General features: G+C 57.5%; 18 protein-coding genes and 1 other RNA gene. 1 reads left to right on the forward strand and 18 read right to left on the reverse strand.

From position 1 onward, the window contains the following. Positions 1 to 2: 2 nt before the first annotated feature. From MID00_RS03470 to rnpB, 12 genes are all read right to left on the reverse strand, one after another. Positions 3 to 953, reverse strand: a complete 951-nt coding sequence (locus MID00_RS03470) for a D-alanine--D-alanine ligase (RefSeq protein WP_022983454.1) — start codon at positions 951 to 953, stop codon at positions 3 to 5. Continuing rightward, a complete protein-coding gene (murC, locus tag MID00_RS03475; protein ID WP_022983453.1) occupies positions 950 to 2356 on the reverse strand; it encodes a UDP-N-acetylmuramate--L-alanine ligase in 1407 nt (468 codons plus the stop codon). Before murC ends, MID00_RS03470 begins: the two co-directional genes overlap by 4 nt. Continuing rightward, on the reverse strand, positions 2353 to 3426 hold the full coding sequence (gene murG, locus MID00_RS03480; protein WP_009455043.1) for an undecaprenyldiphospho-muramoylpentapeptide beta-N-acetylglucosaminyltransferase: 1074 nt from the start codon (positions 3424 to 3426) through the stop codon (positions 2353 to 2355). Before murG ends, murC begins: the two co-directional genes overlap by 4 nt. After that, complete coding sequence (ftsW, locus tag MID00_RS03485) at positions 3423 to 4616, reverse strand: putative lipid II flippase FtsW (protein ID WP_026485176.1); 1194 nt, start codon at positions 4614 to 4616, stop codon at positions 3423 to 3425. Before ftsW ends, murG begins: the two co-directional genes overlap by 4 nt. After that, positions 4613 to 6142: a UDP-N-acetylmuramoyl-L-alanine--D-glutamate ligase gene (gene murD, locus MID00_RS03490; protein ID WP_254499699.1), complete on the reverse strand. Its 1530-nt coding sequence runs from the start codon at positions 6140 to 6142 to the stop codon at positions 4613 to 4615. Before murD ends, ftsW begins: the two co-directional genes overlap by 4 nt. Then, on the reverse strand, positions 6139 to 7311 hold the full coding sequence (gene mraY / locus MID00_RS03495) for a phospho-N-acetylmuramoyl-pentapeptide-transferase (RefSeq protein ID WP_009455045.1): 1173 nt from the start codon (positions 7309 to 7311) through the stop codon (positions 6139 to 6141). Before mraY ends, murD begins: the two co-directional genes overlap by 4 nt. Beyond that, entirely contained in the window at positions 7301 to 10078 is a 2778-nt protein-coding gene (gene murF / locus MID00_RS03500) for a bifunctional UDP-N-acetylmuramoyl-L-alanyl-D-glutamate--2,6-diaminopimelate ligase MurE/UDP-N-acetylmuramoyl-tripeptide--D-alanyl-D-alanine ligase MurF (RefSeq protein ID WP_254499700.1), read from the reverse strand. Before murF ends, mraY begins: the two co-directional genes overlap by 11 nt. Beyond that, the gene (locus MID00_RS03505; RefSeq protein WP_022983449.1) at positions 10075 to 11814 is read right to left on the reverse strand and encodes a penicillin-binding protein 2; all 1740 of its coding nucleotides are present in this window, start codon (positions 11812 to 11814) and stop codon (positions 10075 to 10077) included. Before MID00_RS03505 ends, murF begins: the two co-directional genes overlap by 4 nt. Next, on the reverse strand, positions 11811 to 12113 hold the full coding sequence (ftsL, locus tag MID00_RS03510) for a cell division protein FtsL (RefSeq protein WP_009455049.1): 303 nt from the start codon (positions 12111 to 12113) through the stop codon (positions 11811 to 11813). Before ftsL ends, MID00_RS03505 begins: the two co-directional genes overlap by 4 nt. After that, positions 12110 to 13180 (reverse strand): 16S rRNA (cytosine(1402)-N(4))-methyltransferase RsmH, encoded by a 1071-nt coding sequence (gene rsmH, locus MID00_RS03515; RefSeq protein WP_009455051.1) that lies wholly within the window; start codon positions 13178 to 13180, stop codon positions 12110 to 12112. Before rsmH ends, ftsL begins: the two co-directional genes overlap by 4 nt. A 7-nt stretch (positions 13181 to 13187) precedes the next feature. Then, a complete protein-coding gene (gene mraZ, locus MID00_RS03520) occupies positions 13188 to 13616 on the reverse strand; it encodes a division/cell wall cluster transcriptional repressor MraZ (RefSeq protein WP_009455053.1) in 429 nt (142 codons plus the stop codon). A gap of 289 nt (positions 13617 to 13905) precedes the next feature. Continuing rightward, positions 13906 to 14312, reverse strand: an RNA gene (gene rnpB / locus MID00_RS03525) — RNase P RNA component class A. A gap of 65 nt (positions 14313 to 14377) precedes the next feature. Between rnpB and MID00_RS03530 the strand changes: the two genes are divergently transcribed. Continuing rightward, positions 14378 to 16192: an ATP-binding cassette domain-containing protein gene (locus MID00_RS03530; protein ID WP_254499701.1), complete on the forward strand. Its 1815-nt coding sequence runs from the start codon at positions 14378 to 14380 to the stop codon at positions 16190 to 16192. Between the two features lie 15 nt (positions 16193 to 16207). Here the strand turns inward: MID00_RS03530 and yfaE are convergent, their stop codons facing one another. The 6 genes from yfaE to MID00_RS03560 all read right to left on the reverse strand — a co-directional run bounded on the left by yfaE (position 16208) and on the right by MID00_RS03560 (position 24912). Continuing rightward, positions 16208 to 16516: a class I ribonucleotide reductase maintenance protein YfaE gene (yfaE, locus tag MID00_RS03535; RefSeq protein WP_254499702.1), complete on the reverse strand. Its 309-nt coding sequence runs from the start codon at positions 16514 to 16516 to the stop codon at positions 16208 to 16210. Beyond that, positions 16513 to 17649: a class Ia ribonucleoside-diphosphate reductase subunit beta gene (nrdB, locus tag MID00_RS03540; RefSeq protein ID WP_009455059.1), complete on the reverse strand. Its 1137-nt coding sequence runs from the start codon at positions 17647 to 17649 to the stop codon at positions 16513 to 16515. The genes yfaE and nrdB overlap by 4 nt, the downstream gene beginning before the upstream one ends. 18 nt (positions 17650 to 17667) lie before the next feature. Continuing rightward, on the reverse strand, positions 17668 to 19947 hold the full coding sequence (gene nrdA / locus MID00_RS03545) for a class 1a ribonucleoside-diphosphate reductase subunit alpha (RefSeq protein ID WP_031232983.1): 2280 nt from the start codon (positions 19945 to 19947) through the stop codon (positions 17668 to 17670). A gap of 198 nt (positions 19948 to 20145) precedes the next feature. Next, complete coding sequence (gene recQ / locus MID00_RS03550; protein WP_254499703.1) at positions 20146 to 21972, reverse strand: DNA helicase RecQ; 1827 nt, start codon at positions 21970 to 21972, stop codon at positions 20146 to 20148. 9 nt (positions 21973 to 21981) lie between these two features. Continuing rightward, positions 21982 to 23118: a hypothetical protein gene (locus MID00_RS03555; RefSeq protein WP_035271098.1), complete on the reverse strand. Its 1137-nt coding sequence runs from the start codon at positions 23116 to 23118 to the stop codon at positions 21982 to 21984. A gap of 21 nt (positions 23119 to 23139) precedes the next feature. Then, positions 23140 to 24912: a ClcB-like voltage-gated chloride channel protein gene (locus tag MID00_RS03560; RefSeq protein ID WP_022983447.1), complete on the reverse strand. Its 1773-nt coding sequence runs from the start codon at positions 24910 to 24912 to the stop codon at positions 23140 to 23142. Position 24913: the final 1 nt, after the last annotated feature.

The raw sequence follows: 24913 nt of genomic DNA on the forward strand, positions 1-24913 counted from the left end.
TTCTATAGGCTGCGAGCAATGGCCTGCACCTTGCAGCGCGCCGTTGCCAAAATGTTCACGCACAACTGGGCGTAGCTGGTGCCCTCTGCTTTGGCTGCCATGGGCACCAAAGAGTGGCTGGTCATGCCCGGAGAGGTATTCATCTCCAGCAGCCAGGGGCGGTTTTGCCCGTCCAGCATGAAATCGGCACGGCCCCAGCCTTCGCAGCCCAGTGCATTGAACGCACGGACGGAAAGGTCCTGGATATGTGCCGTCAATTCGGGCGACAGATCTGCAGGACAGAAGTACTGGGTTTCGTCCGAGTAATACTTGTGTTCGAAGTCGTAATTGCCTTGTGGGGCCACAATATCGATCACGGGCAAGGCACGTGCCTGGGCGCCAACGCCGATGATGGGTACAGTCAATTCGCGACCACGAATGAATTGCTCAGCCAGCACGACGGTGTCGTAATGCATGGCGGTTTCAAAGGCGGCAACAGCCTCCTCGGCGCGGTCCACACGCACCACCCCCACGGTGGAACCTTCATGGGGCGGCTTCATGATCAGGGGCACACCCAGACGTTCAACCGCAGCGGCAACCTGGCTGACATGATCCAGCTGCGCAAAACCGGGAGTGGGCAAACCCAGGTGCTGCCAGATGTGCTTGGTCATGATCTTGTCCATGGCCAGGCCGGAGGCCATCACACCGCTGCCGGTGTAAGGAATGCCCATCCACTCCAAAGCACCCTGCAAGGTGCCGTCTTCGCCGTAACGACCATGCAAAGCAATAAACACGCGGTCAAAACCGGCCTGAGCCAGTTCGGTCAGTCCTTTCTCGCCCATATCGAACAAATGCGCATCCACGCCCATGCTGCACAGCGCTTCATGCACGCCTGCGCCAGACATCAAGGACACTTCACGTTCGGCGGACTTGCCGCCGTACAACACGCCGACCCGACCAAAATCCGCTGTCATGCCATTTCTCCCAATTGAGCAGGAATCCGGCTGATGGACCCTGCACCCATTACCAACACCACATCGCCGTCACGGACAAAGTCCAGAACGGCTTGTGCCATATCGCTGATTTCGGCCACGAAAATGGGTTCGACCTTGCCGAGCACACGCACTGCGCGACTCAAGGCTCGGCCATCGGCGGCCACAAGGGGAGCCTCACCGGCGGGATAGACCTCTCCAAGGAGGACCGCATCGGCCTGGCTAAGTACCTGCACGAAATCTTCAAAGCAATCACGGGTGCGTGTGTAGCGGTGCGGCTGGAATGCCAGCACGATGCGGCGATCAGGCCAAGCACCACGTGCGGCCGCCAAGGTAGCAGCCATTTCGACAGGATGGTGACCATAATCGTCAACAACAGTAAACGTGCCACCACCCTGCGCCTGGGAAACCGGGAAGTCACCCACCATGGAGAAGCGACGCCCCACGCCGGTGAACTCTTTCAGACCACGGGCAATGACCTCGTCACTGACACCCAGCTCAGTGGCAACCGCAATGGCAGCCAAGGCATTGAGTACATTGTGCTTTCCGGGCAGATTCAGGCACACGGACAGCAGGGGAAGATCGCCTGTGGCCCCTTTGCGCTGCACATCAAAACACATGGTGGTGCCACGGCTTTCGATGTTGATCGCGCGGACCTGGGCATCGGTATCAATGCCGTAAGTCGTGACAGGACGCGATACAAAAGGAATGATTTCGCGCACATTCGCATCGTCGTTGCACACGATGGCGCTGCCGTAGAACGGCAGGCGGTGCGTGAAGTCGATGAAGGCGCTTTTCAGTCGGGCAACGTCATGGCCATAGGTGTCCATATGGTCGACGTCGATATTGGTGATGATGGCCATCACCGGCAACAGGTTCAGGAAAGAAGCATCGGACTCATCCGCTTCCACCACGATGTAATCGCCCTGCCCCAAGCGAGCATTGGCACCGGCCGAATTCAGGCGACCACCGATCACAAAGGTGGGGTCCAGATCAGCCGCGCCCAGCAGGCTGGCTACCAGGCTGGTGGTGGTGGTCTTGCCATGCGTACCAGCCACGGCAATGCCGCGCTTCAAGCGCATCAGCTCGGCCAGCATCAGGGCACGTGGCACCACCGGAATGCGGGCGGCACGCGCGGCCAGCACTTCGGGGTTGTCACCCGCAATGGCGGTGGAGGTGACGATCGCGCCCATGCCAGCGACGTTTTCGGCTTTATGGCCGATCACGATACGAGCACCCAGCTGCTCCAGGCGACGAGTCACCGCCGTTTCCTGAATATCCGAGCCACTGATGGCAAAGCCCAGGTTCAGCATGACTTCGGCAATGCCGCTCATGCCCGAGCCGCCAATCCCTACAAAATGAATATGTTGAATGCGGTGTTTCATCCCACCCTCCTTGCCGCCTGCTGACATGCTTCGGCAATCTGCTGCGTGGCATTCAACTGTGCATGTTCTTGCGCGTGGCTGGCCACACGACTTAGCTCTTCACGGTTCAGTCCTTGCAACCATTGCGCAAGCCACTGAGCCGTCAACTCCGATTGTTTCTTGAGCCACGCACCCGAGCATTCGCTCAGGTAGCGGGCGTTGGCTGTCTGGTGATCGTCAATCGCATGTGGCAGCGGCACGAACAGAGCTGCTACGCCGATTGCAGCCACTTCAGCTACCGTCATGGCACCGGCGCGGCAAATCAGCACATCGGCCTCTTTCATGGCCTGCGCCATATCGCCAATAAAGGCCTTGCAGTCGGCCTGCACCTGATTGTCCGCGTAGCTTTTCTGCAAGCTTTCCAGATGCTGCTGGCCGGACTGATGGGTTACATGCGGGCGCTGCTCGGCAGGGATCAGCGCCATGGCCTCAGGCACCACTTTGTTCAGCGCTGCAGCCCCCAGGCTGCCGCCCACCACCAGAATGCGTAGCGGTCCGCTGCGTTTGGCATAACGCTCGGCAGCCGAACCCTGGCCTACGAAAGCATCGCGCACCGGGTTGCCCACAGTTACTGCACCAGGCAAGGCACCGGGGAAGCCGGTCAACACACTGGTCGCCATTTTGGCCAGGTAGCGATTCGCCGTACCGGCCACCGCATTTTGCTCATGCACTACCAGCGGGCAGCGCGACACAAAAGACATCAGGCCACCGGGGAAAGCCACGTAGCCGCCCATACCCAGTACCACATCCGGCTTGGCTTCCTGCAGGCAGCGATGCGCCTGCCAGCAGGCACGGATCAAAGTAAAGGGTAAGGAGAGCAATGCCTTCACGCCTTTGCCTCGTAGTCCGGAAAATCGCAGAGGCAGCATTTTAATCCCATGCTGTGGGACCAAGCTACCTTCCATGCGCTCGGGATGACCCAGCCACAACACTTGCCAGCCGCGTTGCTGCATGGCTTCAGCCACGGCCAGCCCGGGCATGATGTGCCCGCCTGTACCGCCTGCCATGATCAGGATGGTTGGAGTGCTCATGTGCGCTTACCTCGCATCATTTGCCGATTCTCAAAATCCACCCGCAGCAACAAGGCAAAAGCCACCAGATTCATCACAATGCCCGAACCACCGTAACTGACCAAAGGCAAGGTCAGACCCTTGGTAGGCAACAAACCCAGCACCACACCAATATTGATAAAAGCCTGCACGCCAAACCACAGCGCCACACCTTGAGCGACGACACCGCTGAACAAGCGATCCATGGCGCAGGCCTGACGACCAATATTGAAGCTGCGCCATACGACAAAGCCAAAGGTCAGGACTAGAGCGGCCACGCCAACAAAGCCCAGCTCTTCGCCAATTACCGCGACGATGAAGTCGGTATGGGCTTCAGGCAGGTAATGCAGTTTTTCCACGCTGGAACCCAGACCCACGCCAAACCATTCGCCTCGGCCCAAAGCAATCAGCGAGTGCGACAACTGATAGGCACTGCCATAAGCATTGTCAGGATTCCAGGGGTCCAGATACACGAACAAACGTTCACGACGCCACGGTGAGAGCCAGATCAGCAAAAGGAAGCTGCTGACCATAATGCCCAGCAAGGCAGAGAACAACTTGCCGTTAATTCCGCCAATGAACAAAATGCCCACCGCAATGGCCACGATGACCATGAAGGCGCCCAAGTCAGGCTCCATCAACAGCAACACACCAACCAGACCCAGGGCCACCGCCATAGGCAGGAAACCTCGAATAAAGGTATGCAGGTGCTGCTGCTTGCGCACGGTGTAATCAGCGGCATACAGAACCATGGCTACTTTCATCAGCTCCGAAGGCTGGAAGTTGATGATGCCCAAAGGCAACCAGCGGCGTGCACCGTTTACTTCACGGCCAATGCCGGGAACCAGCACCACCAGCAGCAAGAAAATAGCCAGAGCAAACAGAGGCACGGCCAACTTCTGCCACACACGCAGCGGCACGGTAGCAGTAAACATGGCCAGCACCACACCCACCACAATGAACAAGGCGTGGCGAATTACAAAGTAGTAACGACCGTAGCTTTCATAGCGCGGTCCGTCTGCCAAAGCGATCGAGGCCGAATACACCATCAGCAAACCAAACAGGGTCAGCATCAGTGTGGCGGCCAGCAAGGGGCGATCAAACGCAGGCAATGCCGTGCGTCCGGGGCGTACGGCATTGACACCCGAGGTCAGCTCAGCAAACAGACTCATGCCGGCTCTCCTCTATCCAGTGCCATCTCGGTCACGGCGGCGACAAAACACATGCCGCGATGGTGATAGCTTTTGAACATATCCATGCTGGCGCAGGCCGGAGACAGCAAGACCACATCGCCCGAACGCGCCTGCTCGGCAGCAGCGTGCACAGCAGCTTCCAGACCCTCGCAGAAACGATGACGGACATCATGAGCGTCCAGAACAGAGGCAATCAGCTTGGCGTCCTGCCCAATCAAGAATACTTCGGCCACATTCGAGGCAGCCGCAACGGCCAGCGGCTCAAAATCCTGGCCTTTGCCCAAACCACCGGCAATCAGCCAGACACGCTGATCAAAACCGCGCAAGGCGGCAACAGTCGCGCCGACATTAGTACCTTTGCTGTCATCCAGATATTGAACACCGTCCAGCACACGCACCAGTTCGACTCGGTGCGGCTCCCCTTGATAGGTGCGCAGACCATTGAGCAACTCAGCCCAACCCAGACCCAGACAACGAGCCAGCAACATGGCTGCTTGGGCATTCAAGGCGTTGTGACGCCCCTTGATCTGCAAAGCCTCAACCGGCATCAGGCGTTTCAAGCCACCTTTACCGCGCACGGCAGGCTCAGCCGGTGCATTACGTTTTTTCAGGCCTGTTGCCGGCAGCTCAAAATCGGTAGGCTCATTGGTCACCAACCACTGCATACCGCCATCCGTCAGCAAGCCCATATCGCCCAGCAAAGCGGGCTGGTCCAAACCGAAGCTGCGCACCGACTCCTGGCTGGCATCGGGAATCATGGCCATAACGGCTGGATCATCACGATTGACCAAGGCCACATCACACATGCTGTACATGCGCTGCTTGGACTCGACGTAAGCGTCCATGCCGCCATGCCAGTCCAGATGGTCCTGGGAGATATTCAGTACAACGCCAGCATCTGCCTGCAAGCTAAAGGTGCTGTCCAACTGGAAGCTGGACAACTCCAGAACCCAGACCTGAGGCAAGGCATTGTTTTCCAGAGCGTCGCACAGGGCGGTCAGCGCAGCAGGGCTGATATTGCCCACGGCCAGTGCAGAAACACCTGCCTGCTCCAGCAAGTGGCGCGTCATGGCCGTGACGGTAGTCTTGCCATTGGTGCCGGTAATGGCCACCACACGGCTTTCATGGCCTTGATCAGCCAAGTCTTTCAAGGCACGGGCAAATAGCTCGATCTCGCCAATGACTTCGATTCCACGATCTCGTGCCTGGCTTAAAAAGCCGGCCAGAGCAGGCTCCAGAGGCGACAAGCCGGGGCTGATCACCAGGGTATGCACGTCGTTCAGGCTATCGGCCTGCAGGGCATTTTGCCCCAGACGCGTATCCAGAGCCGAACTGCTCAGGGCCTGAAGCTTGTCCAGACCCTGCACGTTCTCGCGTGTATCCGCCAAACGAATGCTGGCCCCCTGGGCCAAAGACCAGCGAGCCGCAGCAAAGCCTGTCTCGCCTAACCCAAGGATAAGCATGAGGCCGTCTTTACGGATCGAAGGAAAACTCAGAGCATTCATCGCAATTTCAATGTAGACAGACCAACCATGACCAGCATCATGGTGATGATCCAGAAGCGAACCACCACCTGTGTTTCTTTCCAGCCGCCAACTTCAAAGTGATGGTGCAGCGGCGCCATGCGGAACATTCGTCTGCCCTGCCCGTAGCGTTTCTTGGTGTACTTGAACCAGGTCACCTGCAGCATCACCGACAAGGTTTCCACCACAAACACGCCACCCATAATGAACAGCACGATTTCCTGGCGAACGATCACCGCGATCGTGCCCAGCGCACCGCCCAGGGCCAGCGCACCCACATCACCCATGAACACTTGGGCGGGATAGGCGTTGAACCACAAAAAGGCCAGACCCGCACCGGCAATGGCTGCACAGATCACCATCAACTCGCCCGCGCCGGGAATATAGGGGAACAAGAGATATTTGGAGTAGTCGACCCGGCCAACCACGTAGGCAAAAATACCCAAGGCAGCGCCCACCAGCACGGTAGGCATGATGGCCAGACCGTCCAGGCCGTCCGTCAGGTTGACGGCGTTGCTGGAGCCAACAATCACTGCCCAGGTCAGCACCACAAAGCCCAGCACACCCAGCGGGTAGCTGACGGACTTGAAGAACGGCACGATCAGGTCAGCCTGCGCAGGCAGGGGCATGGTGAAGCCGCTCAGGACCCACTCTTTGAACAAGGGCCACAGCTCGGTATTGGCAGGCACCGAAACGGCAAAGCTCAGGTACACGGCCGCAACCATACCGATCAAGGCTTGCCAGAAAAATTTCTGACGCGAGGACATGCCTTCGGGGTCACGATTGACGACTTTCTTGTAGTCGTCTGCCCAACCAATCCAGCCAAAACCAAAAGTCACCAGCAGAACGACCCACACAAAACGGTTGGTCCAGTCTGCCCACAACAAGGTACTGATACCGATAGAAATCAGGATCAGGACACCGCCCATGGTGGGGGTGCCATTCTTTTGCAAATGCGATTCAGGGCCGTAAGCGCGCACAGCCTGACCGATCTTCAGTTCGGTCAGCTTGCGAATCACCCAGGGACCTGCCAACAAGCCAATTGCCAGCGCAGTGGCGCTGGCCAAAATAGCACGCAGGGTGATGTACTCAAACACCCCAAAGGCGCGAATATGATCGTCCGATAGCCAACGTGCCAGTTCAAGAAGCATGAGTGGCCCCTTCGTTATGGGAGAAGTGGTTTTCCAGGGCGGCAACCACACGCTCCATACGGGCGCTGCGCGAACCCTTGATCAACACATGGGATGGCTCCAGGGCCAGCAGATAAGCCACCATGTCTTCCAAAGTCTCGAATTGATGCGCACGCGTACCAAAAGCCTGGGCAGCATGGCTGGCATCGCCACCCAAGGTCAGCAATTCATCCATGCCACGCTCTTTGGCGTAGGCACCCACTTCAGCGTGCAATTCGGAGCTGTTATCACCGATCTCGGCCATATTGCCCAGCACCAGCACCTTGCGGCCTTTCAGCTGTGCGAGCACATCAATGGCAGCACGTACCGAATCCGGATTGGCGTTGTAGGTGTCGTCAATCAACTGGTAACCGGAAGACAGTTGCTTGGGCTGCATACGGCCCGTGACAGGACGGAAGCTTTCCAAACCCTGCACAATCGCGCTCAACGGCGCACCGGCGGCATGTGCGCAAGCGGCAGCGGCCAAGGCATTGCGCAGGTTGTGGATACCGGGGCTGTTCAAGGTCAGGGCAGCAGACTGGCCTGCCACATGCAACACAAAACGGGTTTGAGCTGGCTCGACAAACATATCGGCCGCAAAGACCGTTTCCTGACCGCTCAGGCCAAAGCGCAATACGGGACGCTGACCAGCCTGCTCAGCCCACATGGCGCTGAAGGCATCATCATCAGGAATCACCAGCGCGCCATCTTGTGGCAGCGCGTCAATCACGGCACCGTTTTCACGAGCCACTGCTTCCACACTGTGCATGAACTCCTGGTGTTCACGCTGTGCGTTATTGATCAGGGCGATCGTGGGGCGAGCCATGGACGCCAGCACGGCGATTTCGCCGGGATGGTTCATGCCCATTTCCAGAACGGCGGCTTTGTGCTCGGAGCTCAAACGCAGGATGGACAGGGGTACACCCAGATCGTTGTTCAAATTACCGCGAGTTGCCAGGCTTTCTGCTTCGCCCAACCAGGCGCGCAAGATCGCGGCAATCATTTCCTTGGTCGTGGTCTTGCCATTGCTGCCGGTCACGCCGATGACAGGGATGTCAAAGCGCGAGCGCCACTCGGTCGCCAAGGTCATCAGCGCACGACGCGTATCGCCCAGCACAATTTGTGGCAGTTCGACTTCGGCATCACGCTGAGCCACGAGGGCCGCCACAGCGCCCTGCTCTTTCGCTTTTTCCAGATAGCGATGACCATCGAACTGCTCGCCGCTCAGGGCCAGGAACACATCACCTTTGCTCAGGCTGCGGGAATCGGTGCTCAAACGCACGCCACGCAACCACAGCAAGGAGGCTTTGGCCCAGTCGGAATCGTCAAACACAGAGCGCTCGCCCTGGACTTCCTGATAGGTTTCGTGGCCCTTACCGGCCAGCAAAACAATATCTTCAGGGCTGGCAGCCCAGATCGAAGACAGGATGGCGCGAGCCCGATCCATCTGCACGGCCGGCGCTTCAGGCATACCAGCCACGATCTGACGAATGATTTCGGCAGGATCTTCAAAACGTGGGTTGTCGGTCGTAACCAGAACGCTGTCGGCCAGACGGGCCGCCACTTCACCCATAATGGGGCGCTTGGCCGTGTCGCGGTTACCGCCGCAACCAAATACGCAAATCAGCTTGCCGCCACGTACGCTGGCCACTTCACGCAAGGCTTGCAGGGCGCGTTCCAGTGCATCGGAAGTATGAGCGTAATCCACCACGACCAAAGGCAAGGGCTGACGACCTGCGGTGCTCTTGGGCGTCACAATTTGCAAACGGCCAGGCACGGACTCCAGCTTGTCCATGATGCGGGCGATCTTGGACACAGGCCAGCCCACTTCTTGCAGTACACCCGCCACCAACAGAAGGTTGGCCACGTTATGCTCGCCCAGCAAGTGGGTCAAAATTTGTGCGGTGCCGTGAGCGGTCACCAGATTGAATACCTGGCCGTCGGCACCGGTATGCACGTCCTGAGCCAGCAAATCTACCTCGGGCTGGCTCATGGAGTAGGAAATCACACGGGCAGCCAGACCGGCCTGCATCAATTCACGGCCCGTTTCATCGTCAGCGTTCACGACGGCGCTACGCAGACCAGGCCAACTGAACAGGCGCAGCTTGGCCTGTTTGTACTCTTCCATGCTGTGGTGATAGTCCAGATGGTCATGCGTCAGGTTGGTGAACCCGGCAATATCAATACGGACACCATCCAGACGGCCTTGCTCCAGACCAATGGACGAGGCTTCCAGGGCCACGGCATTGCCACCTTGGGCGCGAATAGCAGCCAGGCTACGGTGTACGGTCAGCACGTCCGGCGTGGTCAGAACGCCACCCAGATTGGAGCCATCAGGCAAGGTCACGCCCAGCGTACCGATCGTGCCGCAAGGCACTTGGGAATGATTCAAGGCCGACGCCACCCACTGCACGGTGGACGTCTTGCCATTGGTGCCGGTCACCGCCACGACAGTCATGGCCTCGGAAGGACGGCCCCACCATTCGTGGGCCACTTCACCCAGCAAGGCACCCAGATTGGGAACCTGCAAAACAGGCACACCGGGATCAACTGCTTGATCGCCCTGCTCGCGCACAATGGCCACTGCACCTTGCTGCACAGCCTGAACTTCGTACTCACGACCATCACCCTGATGGCCGCGGCAGGCGAAAAACGCATCACCCGCCTTGATCTGGCGGGAATCCAAACACAGATTAGCCGTGGGCGCTACATGCTGCGCCAGCCACTCCAATATTGCTGCGGCGTTCATCGTACATTCTCCGCACCGGGGCCAACGGCCACCAGCGAATCTATGGGCGCATCAGGCTGGACACCTAGGCGTCGCAAGCTCCGGGCCACAATTTCTGAAAAAATCGGCGCGGCAATACGCCCGCCGTAATAATTGGAACTATGTGGTTCGTCAATCGTGACGGCCACCACAATGCGAGGGTCGGAGACAGGCGCGAAGCCGACAAAAGAGCCGCGATACAAGGACTTGCTGTAACGACCATCCACAATCTTGCGGGCCGTGCCGCTCTTGCCAGCGACGCGATAGCCTTGCACCTGAGCCAGACGGGCACCGGCTGGGCCCGCCGCAGCTTCCAGCATGGCGCGAACTTCCGCGGCCACTTTAGGGGTGTAAACCTGAACGCTGGCGGGCTTGCCTTCGCGCTTGAGCAAAGTCATGGAAACCATGTCGCCATTACGCGCAAACGCCGTGTAGGCGTGGGCAATTTGCAGCAGGGAAACCGACAGGCCATAGCCATACGACATGGTGGCGCGCTCGATGGGACGCCAGCGCTCCCAGGGGCGCAGTCTTCCGCTGGCAATACCGGGAAAATCGGCCTGCGGAGAACGGCCAAAACCCAGCTCGGTAAACTTGTTCCACATTTCCTGCGAAGTCAGGCGCTCGGAAATCATGGTCATGCCAATATTGCTGGACCGACGCAAAATACCGGCAGCATCCAGCATGCCATTGTTGCGACTAACGTCACTGATCACACTACCTTGGTAGCGGTACTGACCATTGCCCGTGTTGAACTGGGTGGCGGTGGTGATGCGGTTGATATCCAGTGCCAGAGCCACGGTAAACGGCTTCATGATGGAACCGGGCTCAAAGGTGTCGGTCAAGGCACGGTTACGCAGGGCCGGACCCTTGCGATCGTCCCGGTCGTTGGGGTTGTAGGTAGGCAAGTTAACCAGGGCCAGAATCTCCCCGGTTTTCACGTCCATGACCACGGCCGCAGCGGCATTGGCCTTGACGTCTTCCATACCTTTTTTCAAGGCGGTGTACGCGTCGAACTGCAAGCCGGCATCAATGGACAAGTGCAAGTCCTGACCGTGGGTAGGCGGGATGATGGCGCGCACGTCCTCCACCACACGTCCCAGACGGTCACGAATTACGCGGCGCGAACCGGGCGTGCCGGACAAGGCGGAGTTGAAGGCAAGCTCAATGCCCTCGATGCCCTGGTCTTCAATATTCGTAAAGCCCACAATGTGCGCCATGACATCCCCTTCGGGGTAGAAACGACGCATTTCTTCTTGTTGGTGGATACCAGGGATCTTCAGTTCAGCGATTTGAGCGGCCACATCCACATCCACCTGACGCTTGATGTAGACGAAGTTACGATCTTCAACGGACAGACGACGCTCGATATCGGACTGCCCCATACCAAGGAGCTTGGCCAACTGACCGATCTGCTCGGGTTTGGCATTCCGAGCATCATCAGGAATAGCCCAGATGGCTTTGACAGGCACACTGGAGGCCAGCACCACGGAACCACTACGATCAAAAACCTTGCCACGCATGGGCGGCAGCACCTGGGTGCGCTCGTAACGGCGCTCGCCTTGCTGCTGCAGAAATTCGGTAGACAGGCCCTGCAAATACAAAGCCTTGACGATCAGGGCGCCAAACCCCAGAAACAAGAGGACCAGCACCAAACGCGAGCGCCAGAATGGAATCTGGACGCTCAGGACGGGATTTTCGTGATAGCCGAATCGTTTCATGGCCGCCCTCCGGACTGCACCTGGGTCGAGCTCAGCTCACCCCCTTGCAAATAGAGAGTGCGCTCGGGAGAGCTCAGCACCAGGCCCAATTCGTTGCGACCAATATCGTCCACGCGGGCGTTACGGGCCAGCTCGGCCCGTTCCAGTTGCAGACGACGCCAGTCCGTATCCAGTTCACCGGCTTTGGTGACCAGACGATCGGTTTGCACAAACAGCTCGCGCGCCTGATAGCGCGCCGTCACCAAAGAGATGGCCGAAAGCATCAACACCAAAGAGAGGGTGATGACCAGGCGCATCATCGGCGGCCTCGCTTGCCGGCGGGCTGTCGGCTATAGGCGGCCTGTTGCAGCAGACGCTCGCTGGCGCTGCGCATCCAGTCCTGGGGGATGGGGGTGTCGGTGCGTTGCACCACACGTAATACCGCCGAGCGGGCTCGGGGGTTGTCGCTGGACTCCTCGTCGGTGGGCAAGATTCTGCCCAAAGACTGCACCAGAGGCTGGGGCAAGTCTTTTTCCAGGATAGGTAGACGTGACTGTTCCTGCGCGGGACGCGCAGCTGCGTTCATGAACTGTTTGACCATGCGGTCCTCCAGTGAATGAAATGCAATCACCGCAAGCCTGCCCCGAGTCGCCAATCGACTCAGAATTGACGGAAGCGCGTGCGCGAGCTCTTCGAGCTCACGATTGAGGTAAATCCGTATAGCCTGGAAGGTCCTGGTTGCCGGATGTTGACCCTTTTCGCGCGTGCGGACGACACCGGCGACGAGCTCGGCGAGATCACGCGTTGTATGTAGCGGGCGGGATTGGCGGCGATCAACAATCGCCTTTGCAATCTGGAAAGCAAACCGTTCTTCGCCATATTCTGCAATGACCTCCTTTAAAACTTCTACGCTGACCTCGGCCAGCCACTGTTCAGCGGTCAAACCACCGCTGGTATCCATGCGCATGTCCAACGGACCTTCGCGCATAAAAGAGAAACCTCGTTCTGCGTCGTCGATTTGTGGCGAGGAAATGCCCAAATCCATCATGACGCCTTGCAATGGCCCCACATCCAGCTCGTCCAGAGCCTGGGCCAAATCACCAAAACCACTATGTACAACCGTCACACGACTATCTTGTGCTGCCAGCTCCTGGGCCACGGCGATCGCTTGCGGATCCTTGTCGATCACGATCAGGCGCCCCTGGGGACTCAAGTGCGACAACAACAGACGGCTGTGACCACCACGACCAAAAGTGCAATCGACGTACACACCATCGGCCAAACCCTGGATTTCAGGGTTTTGCGCCCAGCGCCGGGCCTCAAAGGACGGATCCACGAGGGCCGCCACCGTAGGCTCCAGCAGCACGGATCGATGTACCAGCGTCATGACTTACTCAGAAAGAAAAAGTGTCGAATACGTCTGTGGAGTTTTCAGCCAGATCCTGGGCCTGTCGGCGTTCCAGTTCCTGCGCATTCCACAACTCAAAATGGGTGGCCATACCCAGCAGCATGGCGTCGCGCTCCAACCCCACTGCGGTGCGCAGTTCGGGAGCGATCAATATCCGACCAGCGGAGTCCAGATCAACGTCCTGAGCACTACCCAGCAGCAGGCGTTGCAAGAAACGGGCACTCATGGGGAAGCGGGCAATTTGTTCGCGCTTTTCTTCCCACACACTGCGCGGATACACCAGCAAACAGCCGTCGGGATGGCGAGTGAGGGTCAAGCGGCCTTGTTCCTGCTGCAAAAGCGCGTCACGGTGCCGAGTCGGAATGGACATCCGACCCTTAGCATCCAGTGTGAGTGCGCTGCTGCCTTGGAACACTATTTTCCCCCACTTTTTTACACTATTTCCTACTTTTCCCCACTCTACGGGGGAAAGCCTTTGCGGTCAAGGCAGTGGTTGCAATTTTTTCAATCACAACAAGCACTTAGCGCACTATCCTAGAAGTGACTAAAAAAAAATACTGTGTGAAATCAAGAAATTGCAGGGCGCATTAAAAGTGAATTGTTATAAAAATGCACGCAAGCGACTCTTGCCAAGGATTCAACATCCTTAACAATTGCTTTCAAATGTACGAAATCGGTGCAATTGGTGGCGAACGCCGGGAGAAGTGTGAGACAGGCCTATAGGCCGGATTCTGTATGCCAGCGGGAACCCGCTGGCCGGCAATCATTCCTCTGGACCGACCATTACTGGCCGGTTCTAGCTACCTACCCGCATACTGAGACGAGCCGCCTCTCGGGCTAAAAGCCTGCGTATGCCTATTTGGTATTGCTCCGGGTAGAGGTTACCGCGTTTCACCCCACAGCACTTTGCACCGAAGTACAAGAAAACACGGAAGTCGCCGTATCTGTGCCTGCTTGCGCAAGCCCTTGCTGTGGTCTCGTCTCTGTGGCCCTGGTCCTCGGCTCGTCTGGCGTGATGCCACACTTGCCGGACGGCTGTTAGCCGCTACCCTGCTCTATGGAGTCCGGACCTTCCTCGATACTTGCGTACCGCGACTGCCCAGCCTGCCTCACAGATGCATTGTAACCTGCGACAATAGAGAAATTCGCAGGACGCGCTGATTTATCTGGAGTCTTATGTCCACCAATCTGATTTCCCTGACCGATGCCCAATTGGCATTCGGCCACCATGCTTTGCTGGACCATGCCGATCTGGTCATTCAAAGCAATGAACGTATCGGTCTGATCGGGCGCAATGGTGCTGGCAAATCGTCGCTTTTGAAAATTCTGGATCAACGTCAAGCTCCTGACGATGGTCAGGTCAAACGACTGGGCGGGCTGAAAGTAGCCACCGTCGAACAAGAACCGGAGCTGGATCCGAATCTGAGCATTTACGATTTGCTGTGTGGCGATTTCACCGAAGCCGAAGACTGGCAACGCCCTGCCCGCGTCAACGCCCTGATCGACAAGCTGGGCTTGAATCCGGATGCACGGGCTGGCAGCTTGTCGGGCGGACAGCGTAAACGCGTCGCCCTGGCCAATGCCCTGGTGAACGAACCCGACCTGCTCTTGCTGGACGAACCCACCAACCACCTGGACTTTGACGGCATTCTTTGGCTGGAACAATTGCTGCTGGATTTCCGTGGCAGCGCGGTCATCATTACCCACGACCGCCGTTTCCTGGATGTGGTGGCAACGCGAATTGTCGAGCTGGACCGCGGCAAGTTGTTCAGTTTCCCCGGCAACTTCAGCCAATGGCAGGAACGCAAGGCTGAGTACCTGGAAGCGGAAAAGCAGCAGAATGCCAAATTCGACAAATTTCTGGCCCAGGAAGAGGTCTGGATTCGCAAAGGCGTGCAAGCCCGCCGCACCCGAGATGAAGGTCGTGTTCGCCGCCTGGAACAATTGCGCCGTGACCGTGCCGAGCGACGCGAGCGCTCGGGCGACGTCAAATTCGCCATTTCCGAAGGCCAGCGCTCCGGTAAGCTGGTCGCTGAACTGCAAGATGTCACGCACGGCTACGACGACCGCATTCTGATCAAGGATTTCTCCACCGTGCTGATGCGTGGTGACCGTATTGGCCTGATCGGCCACAACGGCGCTGGCAAAACTACCCTGCTACGCATCATGCTGGGCTTGCAAGAGCCTAACTCTGGCACCGTGCGCCACGGCACCAAACTGAACATAGGCTACTTTGACCAGATGCGCAGTCGCCTGGACGAAAACGCCACTCTGGCGGACACCATCAGCCCCGGCAGTGAGTGGGTAGAAATTGGCAATCAGCGCAAGCACATCATGAGCTACCTGGAAGACTTCCTGTTCCCGGCAGCCCGCGCTCACTCCCCGGTACGCAGTCTGTCTGGCGGTGAACGTGCCCGACTGGCGCTGGCCCGCATGTTTGCCCAACCGACTAATGTATTAGTACTGGACGAACCGACCAACGATCTGGATATCGAAACTCTGGAACTGCTGGAAGACCTGATTCAGGATTACACAGGCACCGTGCTGCTGGTCAGCCACGACCGTACCTTCCTGGACAACGTGGTCACCCAGGTGATTGCAGCCGAAGGCGACGGCCATTGGGGCGAGTATGTAGGTGGTTACGACGAGTGGCTGGCACAACGCCCGCAAGCCAAAGCCGAGACACCGGCAGCCAGCACTCCAACTCCCGCCGCCACTGAAAAGCCTGCTGCTGAGCGCAACAACAAGGCTAGCAAGCCTGGCCGTCTGGCCCCATGGGAAGAAAAGGAGCTGGAAGCTTTGCCCGAGAAGATTGCGGCTATAGAAAGCCAGCAAGCCGAACTGGCAGAACAGCTGAGCGCACCGGATCTGTATAAAGATGGCTCTGCTCGAGCCGACGAAATCAACCAACAACTGGATCAGCTCAACACTGACCTGGAGCAGTTATTTGAGCGTTGGGAAAAGTTGGAAGAAAAGCGCTTGGCCAGCTAAAGGGAGACAGGGGAATCAGGGATTCAGCCCGGTAAAGCCGAACTGATCCTCCGGTTCCTCATCAATCCGGGCAATGCGCTGACAATCGACCATGATCGGTTCGAGTACCGTGCAACAACACGGCAGAACCTCGCCTGGGCCGACATACGCTAAAGGCTGCTCTTTATAAGCAACCTTTCCATACACAAGAGGAATACGGCAGGAGCCGCAATAGCCGCTCCTGCATTGATACTCAACCTGATGGCCGGTTCGTTCCAAACCTTCCAACAAAGTTTCGCCGTCCCGCAACTGAAAGTCATGATCAGTTGTCCGGACTTGACTCATAACTCGATACCGTCGAAGTCGCCAGCCGACACGGCCGAGTCGATCTGACCGACCAGGTAAGAGCTCAGTTCCACCTCTTGAGGTGCCACCTGCACGGTGTCCGAGGACAGCCAGGTGTTGATCCAGGGAATGGGGTTGTGTTTGACGGACTCAAACGCAGGCTTCAGGCCCACGGCACCCATACGGATATTGGTGATGTATTCCACGTACTGTCCCAGAATGTCCTTGTTCAGACCAATCATGGAACCGTCGCGGAACAGGTAATCCGCCCACTGTTTCTCCTGCTCGGCTGCGTCTTTGAACATATCAAAGCAGACCGGCTCCAGTTCGCGGGCAATCTGAGCGAACTCGGGATCATCGCTACCGGAACGCAAAATATTGATGATGTGTTGCGTACCAGTCAGGTGCAACGCTTCATCACGCGCAATCAAGCGAATGATCTTGGCATTACCTTCCATCAACTTGCGCTCGGCAAAAGCGAAGGAGCAGGCAAAGCTGACGTAAAAGCGGATGGCCTCAAGAATATTGACGCTCATCATGCACAGGTACAGCTTCTTCTTCAGCTCGTAGACGCTTAGCGTGCGGGTTTCACCGTTGATCTCATGATCGCCCGCGCCCAGTTGGGCATACAGCATGGTGTCGCTGATCAGATCGTCGTAGTACGAAGAAATATCGGCCGCACGCAGCTGAATGTTTTCGTTACGCACGATGTCGTCAAAAATAACGGACGGATCATTGGCAATATTGCGAATGATGTGCGTGTACGAACGCGAGTGAATCGTCTCGGAGAAAGCCCAGGTTTCAATCCAGGTTTCCAGCTCCGGAATCGATACCAGAGGCAGGAAGGCCACGTTGGGGCTGCGACCCTGAATGGAATCCAGCAAGGTCTGATATTTCAGGTTGCTGATGAAAATATGCTTTTCGTGGTCAGGCAGGTTCTGGTAATCGATTCGATCCTGGGTGATGTCCACTTCTTCTGGACGCCAGAAGAAAGACAACTGCTTTTCAATCAGCTTTTCAAAAATCGGATATTTTTGCTGATCGTAGCGAGCCACGTTAACCGGCTGCCCAAAGAACATGGGTTCTTTGAGCTGGTCGTTATCCGTTTTGGAAAAAGTACTATAGGTAGTCATGATGCTATTTACCCTTGCTTAGATCTTGCACGCGCCGCCTGCGCAACCGTCATCCTCTACTTCGCCATGCGAATCATCGGCACCGTCGCGGGTGTTGTGGTAGTACAAGGTCTTCACACCGTATTTGTAGGCCAGCAGCAAGTCCTTGAGCAGTTGCTTCATCGGTACGCGACCACCCTCGAACCGCTGTGGGTCATAGTTGGTGTTCGCAGAGATCGACTGGTCAACGAACTTCTGCATCACGCCAACCAACTTCAGGTAGTCGTCGTTACCAGGCATTTGCCACAGCAACTCGTACTGATCCTTATATTTTTCAAATTCAGGCACCACCTGACGCAAGATACCGTCCTTGGACTGCTTGACGGATACCAGACCACGCGGAGGCTCAATACCGTTGGTGGCATTGGCAATCTGGCTGGAAGTTTCCGAAGGCATCAAGGCGGTCAGGGTGGAGTTGCGCAGACCGTGCTTGACGATATCAGCACGCAAGGCTTCCCAATCCAGGTGCAGCGGCTCGTTGCAGATACCGTCCACATCTTTCTTGTAGGTGTCGGTAGGCAGCAGACCCTTGGCATAGGTTGTTTCGTCAAAGGCATCGCAAGGACCGTATTCACGCGACAACTGTACCGAAGCCTTCAGCAGGTAGTACTGGATGGCTTCAAAGGTACGGTGGGTCAGGCCCAACGCTGCCGGGTCGGAGTAACGGGTGCCGTTCTTGGCCAGGTAGTAAGCGTAGTTGATGACGCCAACGCCCAGGGAGCGACGCTTGTTGGTTGCGTTCAGCGCAGCCTTGACCGGGTAGTCCTGATAGTCCAGCAAAGCATCCAGAGCGCGAACAATCAGTTCAGCCAGACCGTCCAGCTCGTCCAGGGACTCCAGAGCACCCAGGTTGAAAGCCGACAGCGTGCACAGCGCGATTTCGCCTTCGGGATCGTTCAGATCGTTCAAAGGCTTGGTGGGCAGAGCAATTTCCATGCACAGGTTGGACTGGCGCACGGGAGCGCGGTCGGCCTGGAATGGGCTGTGCGTGTTGCAGTGGTCCACGTTCTGAATGTAGATACGGCCAGTGCTGGCACGCTCTTGCATCAGAAGGGAGAACAGCTCCACGGCAGGCAGGCTGCGCTTGCGGATGGCAGGATCTTGCTCGTACATCTCGTACAGACGCTCGAACTCGTCCTGGTCGGCAAAGAAAGCTTCGTACAGGCCGGGCACGTCGTGCGGCGAGAACAGCGTGATATGGCTGCCCTTGATCAAGCGTTGGTACAGCAAGCGGTTGATCTGAACACCGTAGTCCAGGTGACGGATACGGTTTTCTTCCACACCGCGGTTGTTCTTCAGAACCAGCAGTGTTTCCACTTCCAGGTGCCACATGGGGTAGAACAAGGTTGCCGCACCACCACGCACGCCGCCTTGCGAGCAGGACTTCACAGCCGCCTGGAACATCTTGAAGAAAGGCAGGCAGCCGGTGTGCTGAGCCTCTCCGCCGCGAATTTCGCTGCCGACGGCGCGAATGCGGCCACCATTGATACCGATACCGGCGCGCTGCGATACGTAACGAACAATGGCGCTGGTCGTAGCATTGATGCTGTCCAGGCTGTCGTCACATTCGATCAGCACGCAAGAGCTGAACTGACGGGTGGGTGTGCGCACGCCAGCCATGATGGGCGTAGGCAAGGAAATCTTGAATTGCGATACCGCGTCGTAGAAACGTTTGATAAAGCTCAGACGTGTGTCGGCTGGGTAACGGGCGAACAGACACATGGCCACCAGTATGTACAGGAACTGGGGGCTTTCGTAGATGCGCTTGGTCACGCGGTTTTGAATCAGATACTTGCCTTCCAGCTGCTTGACGGCACCGTAGGAGAAGTTCATGTCACGCCAGTGATCCAGATGAGCATCCAGCTCATCGAACTCGGCGCGCGTGTAGTCTTGCAGCAGATGCGGATCGTAGCGACCTTCCTTGGTTTGCAAGGTCACGTGATCGAACAGGCTTGGAGGTTCAAACTGACCAAAAGCGATTTTGCGCAGATGGAAAATCGCCAGACGGGCAGCCAGATATTGGTAGTCAGGCGTATCTTCGGAGATCAGATCCGCAGCCGACTTGATGATGGTTTCATGGATGTCGCTAGTGCGAATGCCGTTATAGAACTGAATGTGAGAGCGCAGCTCTACTTGGGAGACGGACACATTACTCAGACCTTCAGCGGCCCAATCAACCACTCGGTGAATCTTGTCGAGGTTAATAGGTTCTGTACGGCCATCTCGTTTGGTGACCATTAGCTGTTCGGTTGATTGCATGTCAGTCTCTGAAATCGGGGGTGATTGACGGAAGACGCGGCTTTTGCAGCCGCCAGCGTCAGTTGATGCACACCATATATAGTGTGATATTGGCGTCATTCTACTACATATAGCGGATTGAGCGAATAGCGGTTTTGCGACTGCAGAGCAGATTCAGCGCATAAAAATGCAACTAATCTTTGCTCTGCTAACAATTTCCTATTGCGTCTGGAGCTCTTGAACGCAGCGCAGCAAAGCCTCGCCATAGGCCTCTCTTTTGCGTACGCCTATGCCTGTAATCGGCTCCAGATCAGCCTCTGAACTAGGGCAGCGAATGGCCACTTCGCGCAAAGTAGCATCATGGAAAATGACATAGGCTGGCACACCATGTTCGCGTGCGGTGGCCGCACGCCAGGCGCGCAAAGCCTCGAATCGTCTTTGTTGATCGGGTTCAAGAGCAGGTCCGGCAGGCGCCTGACCTTTTACTCGGTGTGCAGCCGGTCCGCGTGTTACGGTTTCGCGCCGCAACATCAGGGTGCGCTCCCCTTTCAGCACTTCGCGGCTGGCCTCGGTCAGCAACAAGGTGCCGTAGCCCTCCGGGTCCACCGTGACCAAGCTATGCGCCAGCAACTGGCGCAGCACTCCGCGCCAGGCTTGATCGGTCAAATCCTTGCCCACACCAAAGACGGTCAGCTTGTCGTGCTCGTGCTCTTTGACACGATCCGTCAGCTTGCCCAGCAGGATGTCGATCAGGTGCCCGGCCCCGAAGCGCTGACCGCGCTCACGCCATAATCTATAGATGGTGGAGAGCATTTTCTGCGCCGCCACTGTGCCATCCCAGGCTTCTGGCGCTTCCAGACAGGTGTCGCAGTTACCGCAAGGTTCTATTTGCTGGTCAAAATACGCCAGCAAGCGCTGGCGACGGCAGGAAATGGTTTCGCAAAGGCCCAACATGGCATCCAGCGCCTGTCCCTGCTGGCGTCGGTGTGCCGCATCGCCTTGCGACTGGTTAATCATGCGGTGCAATTGCACCACGTCCTGCAGGCCATAGGCCAGCCAGGCCGTGGCCACTTCGCCATCGCGCCCTGCCCGCCCGGTTTCCTGGTAATACCCTTCTACCGATTTGGGCAGGTCAATGTGGGCTACAAAACGCACATCCGGTTTATTGACGCCCATGCCAAAAGCAATGGTCGCCACCATGACCACCCCTTCTTCTCGAAGGAAGCGAGCCTGGTTGATGGCGCGCTGCTGCGCGTCCAGTCCTGCATGATAGGGCAAGGCATGAATACCGTTCTTGCACAGGAACTCGGCCGTGTCTTCCACGCGCGAGCGCGACAGACAATACACAATCCCCGCATCTCCGGAGTGCTCTTCCTGAATGAAACTCAAGAGCTGCTTGCGCACCTCGTTCTTTTCAATGATGCGGTAGCAAATATTGGGACGATCAAAACTGGCAACAAAATGCCGGGCATCCTCCAGCTTCAGGCGCTGGGCAATTTCTACCCGCGTCAACTGAGTGGCGGTAGCGGTCAAGGCAACCCGTGGCACACCTGGCCAACGCTGGGCCAGCAAATCCAGACCCAGATATTCAGGGCGAAAATCGTGACCCCATTGCGATACGCAGTGGGCTTCGTCAATGGCAAACAGGGAAATCTGGCCGCGTGCCAGCAAATCCAGGCAGCGGTCTGTCAGCAAACGTTCGGGAGCCACATAGAGCAGATCCAACTGCCCCGTCAGAAATTCGCGCTCGACCTCGCGGGCAGTTTGCCAATCCTGGGTGGAATTCAGATACGCCGCGTTAACGCCCAACTCGTTGAGGGCGTCCACCTGATCCTGCATCAAGGCAATCAGGGGAGACACTACCACGCCGGTGCCGGGTCTCACCAAAGCAGGAATCTGGTAACAGAGCGACTTGCCGCCGCCGGTGGGCATCAAGACCAGGGCGTCGCCGCCTTGGATCAGGGTCTCGATAATCTCGTGCTGAGAACCACGAAAACTGTCATAACCAAAAACTTCCTGAAGAACCTCAAGTGCTGACTGGGCCATGCCGCCTGCTTAAAAAATCGGAATAGAAAAACGCAGCGCGATGTTCGACTGACGACTTTCCAGATGACGGCGAGCTTGCAAACCCACCCTAAGGTGGGGACTGTACCAGAACTGCTGCGTGACCCCAAGGTAGCGGTTCTCCCCGCCGGCAACTACCTGCTGCACCTCGTACTGAGTCTTCACTTCACCCCAGCGGCGCAGGGGCACGGACAGACCGACAATCTGCCGACTGCTGGCCGCATCCACCTTCATGCCCTGGTAACGGCTCAAATCCAGAAAATTGTCCTGGTAGCGTTCACCCTGCCACTGCAGGTGCAAATCATCCAGCACATCCAGGCCGTAGGCTGCCTGATATCGCCACCCCTGCCCCACCGCATGGGAAGCTTTGGCCACGCTGGCTTGCCACACGCCAAAGTCCGGCGATCGATAGGTTGCACCCAGACCGGTCAGCCCAAAATCACGAGCGCTTTCCATCTGGGTATCAATACTGGTACGACTGGTGACATCGGTACTGAGCATCAAGCTGCCAGCCGAAGAGCCATACACAAGATCCCCGTTATCCTGCTTGCCCGTCATGTCCAGCGCGCCAACGGCCAGGGCATAGCGCCATGGCCCGGCCGGGCCCTGCTCGAACTGCTGAGTGATATTGATACCGCCCAGTTCCACGGGCCGCGCCCAGTCCGGTGCGGTAACCGTGTCATTGCCCAGGGTCAGTTGCAGCCCGTCTTCATTCACATAGCGCCAGTTGCGCTCGCCAAACTGCCAGACCTGGTCGGGCGCGCTGCTCAACCAGCGGGCACTCCAAATTGGAGAGGACTGCTGACTATATTGGATGGAGCGCGCCAGACTGGCGGTGCTGGCACCGCTCAGACTGAAATCGGAAAATGTGTAATCCATGGAGGCCGCTGGACTGAGCAGGTCCTGATCTCCTTGGCGATGCCACTGCGTAGCATCAAAAAATGGCTCCACGGGCGGGAGCTCCTGGGCCGGGATGGCCTGCGCCTCATCCACGCCATACACGCGGGTAGCAGACAAATTCTCCAGCCCAACACGATTTTGAGCGGTGGCCAATGGAACAGCGAACAGCATGGCAAGACCGACCAACAGCCCGCCTGCCAAGCCTCGCTGGCAAGCTTTTGTACGCATGATTTATGTCACAAAAAGAGTTTAGCGCCGGGCATCCAGCATCACTTCGCCGCTCGCATCCAGGGAGCGTTTGATGGCGGAGTATTTTTCCAGCACAGCAGACTTATAGACTACACCAATCAGACGGCCCGAGCCGTCACCATTCAATACAGGCAGACGCTCCCCGGCAAAGCTCACAAAGTGTTCCTGAGCCTCGTCCAGACTCATATTCGGGTAGAGCGTCTTGACGAAATCCATGCGCAGAATATCGCCCACCACACGCTCCTGGGCAGCGTTGTCGTCCAACAACATTCGAGTCAGGTCAGGCTGAGCAATCACACCTTGATAAACTTGCTCCTCGTTCACCACATACAAATAGCGCACGGGGTAGTCCAGAAACATCTGCAAGGCATCACGCATCTGGGTGGTGGTGCTGACGACGGTATCAGCCGGACGTACCAGCTCGGCCAAGGTGGTGTGACGCAACTTGTGGCGCAGCAAGGCATCGCGCTCGCGCACCAGGGTGACTTCATACATGGCGACCTCGGCCACACCACGGGACACAAAATAAGCCATGACACAGGCCACAATCAAGGGCAGCACCAACTGATAGCTCAACGTCATTTCAAACAACATCAGTATGGCCATGAAGGGAGCGCTGGTGGCGGCCCCCAGAAACGCGCCCATGCCCACCAAGGTGAACAAGTACAACGGTAAATCCAGACCTGGCAAGATCAGCAAAGTCAGTTGACCAAACAAGGTACCGAAGGCCGCGCCCACAAAGATGGCGGGGGTAAACACACCGCCGACAGCGCCCGAACCAACTGTCAGCCCTGTGGCCAGAACCTTGAACGCCAGGATAAGCAGCACGCTGTACCAGGCCCAGTCGCTGTGCAGCATGGAGGACACTACGCTAAAGCCATTACCCGCCACGCGCGGCATGACAATCAGCAAAAGTCCCAGCAACAAACCACCCAAAGCCAAGCGCAAAGGCAAACCCAGGCCAGTACGCTTGAACAGGGTACGGAACAGATTCAACAATTTCAGGAAAGCGGGTGCAGCCAGACCAATCAGCACACCCAGGACCAGAAAGGGCAAGATGTCCCAACCCGCAACGGCCTGAACATTCGTCATTTCGTAAGGGGCATGATAACCACCCAGCATACGCATGGTCAGGTGAGCACTGACAGCCGCCATCAACAGGGGGCCAAAGCTGCTCATGGTCATGGTGCCCAGCACAATCTCGGCCACAAACACGGCACCGGCGATCGGGGCGCCATAAGCGGCAGCTACACCGGCTGCGGCGCCACAGGCCACCAGCAGGCGCAGACGGGCTTCACCAAACAAGGTGAAGCGGCCAATCGCGGAAGCGGACAAGGAGGCCAGATGCACCATCGCCCCTTCGCGGCCAATCGAGCCGCCCGAGGCCACCGTCATCAAGGACGACAAGGATCGCAGCAGCCCCTGGCGAATGGACAAGCGGCCATCGCCAATGGCCACAGCTTCCATATAGTCAGAATTGCTTCCCGACGGCAGACGCCCTGCCAGCCATAGCAGCATACCGGCACACAAGCCGCCCAAGGTGGGAAACAGGAGGCGCATGTACCAGGGCAGACTTTCCGTGACTGCGACGATCCCCCCGTGCTGACCCGTGACAACTTGCTGCACCAAGCGCATGCCCTGATGAAAGGCCAAAGTCGCCAAAGCACCCAAAATACCAGCCAAGACCGCCCAGGCCAGCATGGCGGGCATATCAGACAACCACTTGAAACCCTGCAGACGCTTGCGCATCGACAGCACGGAATGGGCAATCATA

The organism is Alcaligenes sp. NLF5-7, from assembly GCF_024266725.1.
Classification (GTDB): Bacteria; Pseudomonadota; Gammaproteobacteria; order Burkholderiales; family Burkholderiaceae_B; genus Alcaligenes; species Alcaligenes phenolicus.